Source organism: Streptomyces sp. NPDC055254, from assembly GCF_053606025.1.
The window spans coordinates 1-1,755 of record NZ_JBSGQV010000057.1 but is presented as its reverse complement, the minus strand read 5'-3'; the positions used below and the strand labels follow the sequence as shown (position 1 = coordinate 1,755).

Sequence of the window (1,755 nt, the reverse complement as noted above, 5' to 3'; positions counted from 1 at the left end):
TAGTGCGCCCGGCCGGGGGCGCGCGTAACATCCGGGGGGTCGGCCGGACCCGCCCACCCCCCCCCCCCCCGCGGGGGGGGCGGGCCGGGGGCCCCCCCGGCCCCCCCCCACGCAGGGCAGGGCGACAGCCCCGTCAGACTGGTCCCCGCCCGAGCGGGCAAGGACGGATGGCCACGCGGGATGAGGCTGATCCTTTGGAGTGGACACCCTGACAATGGATCTTGATGGTCCAGGGAGGGATGTCCAGGTGGGACGCAGGTCTCCGTATTCGGAGGAGTTCAGGAAGGACGCCGTCGCGCTCTTTCGGGCCGCGGCTGGGAAGCGAACGTACGCGGCGGTGGCCTCGAATCTCGGTATCACCGCGGAGTCGCTGCGGACGTGGGTCCGCAAGGATGAGGCCCCGGTCACGTCCGACGGCCGTGACGCCGGCGTCAGCGCAGCCGAGGAACTGGCCCGGCTACGGGCTGAGAACGCCAGGCTTCTCAAGGCCGAGCAGGAGTGGCGCCTCAAGCGCGAGATCCTGCGCCGGGCGGCCGCCTATTTCGCGCGGGAGGTGAAGTGAGGCCCCGCCGCTGGGACTTCATCTCCGAGAACCGCGCCGATTTCGGCGTCAAGCGGATCTGCCGGGTGCTCGGGGCGTCCCGCGCCGGCTACTACCGGCACCTGGCCACCGCACAGGCCCGCGCCGAGCGCCAGGCCGAGGAGAAGCGGACCGTGAACGAGATCCGTGCCATCCACACCGAGCACCATGGCGCCTACGGCGCTCCTCGCGTTCATGCCGAGCTGCGGGCGAGGGGGCGCAAAATCAACCGCAAGCGCGTCACCCGGCTGATGCGAACCAACCACATCGTCGGCCGCCACCTGCGGAGGAAGAAGCGGACCACGATCGCGGACAGGGCCGCGGCGCCTGTGGCGGACCTGGTGATGCGCGACTTCACCGCGGACACGTTGAACACCAGGTGGTGCGGCGACATCACGTACATAGGCGTAGGCTCGACGTGGCTCTACCTCGCCACGGTGATCGACATCTGCTCGAGGAAGGTCGTGGGCTGGTCGATCGCGGACCACATGCGCACCTCTCTGGTCACCGACGCGATCGAGATGGCCGTGGCCGCCCGCGGAGGCCGGGTCCACGGCGTCGTTTTTCACTCCGACAGAGGCGCCCAATACAGCGCGGCCGCTTTCGCCGACGTCTGCCTGCGGCACGGTAACCGCCGCAGCATGGGCCGGGGTCGGCTCCAGTTACGACAACGCCCTCGCCGAGTCGTTCTTCCAGGGCCTCAAGCGCGAATTGCTCCACGGACGCCGCTGGACCTCGAAGGCACAGACCCGACTCGAGCTGTTCCGCTGGCTGTCCTACTACAACCGGCGCCGTCGCCACTCCGCGCTCGGCTACCTCACACCAGCCGAGTACGAACGGCAACTGATCACGACACGTACGCTGTCACTCGTCGCATGAAAACCGGTGTCCACTCCCAGGGATCAACCTCATCGGACGACTCACCCGCCAAGGCTTCCTCACCCAACCCGGACGAGGCCGCTACCAGAAACGGACTTAACGTCCACTGACGAGCTGAAGTCAGTAGCCGCGGTAAACGTGACCAGCAAGCAGTAACAGGCCGAGCGTGTCGACGACGATGCTGCGTTTGCGGCCGACGATCTAAGACCGTGTCCTACATGGTCAGCTTGAGGAGTCGTTTGTAGCAGCAGAGAGCGGCTGCCAGTCCGAGAAAGGCCAGGTAGTTGCCTGGTTTC

General features: G+C 67.6%; 1 pseudogene. It reads left to right on the top strand.

What is annotated here, in order from left to right:
• The first annotated feature begins 247 nt into the window (after positions 1-247).
• Positions 248-1,459 (top strand): annotated as a pseudogene (locus ACWFQ8_RS31610) (IS3 family transposase).
• Positions 1,460-1,755 lie beyond the last annotated feature (296 nt).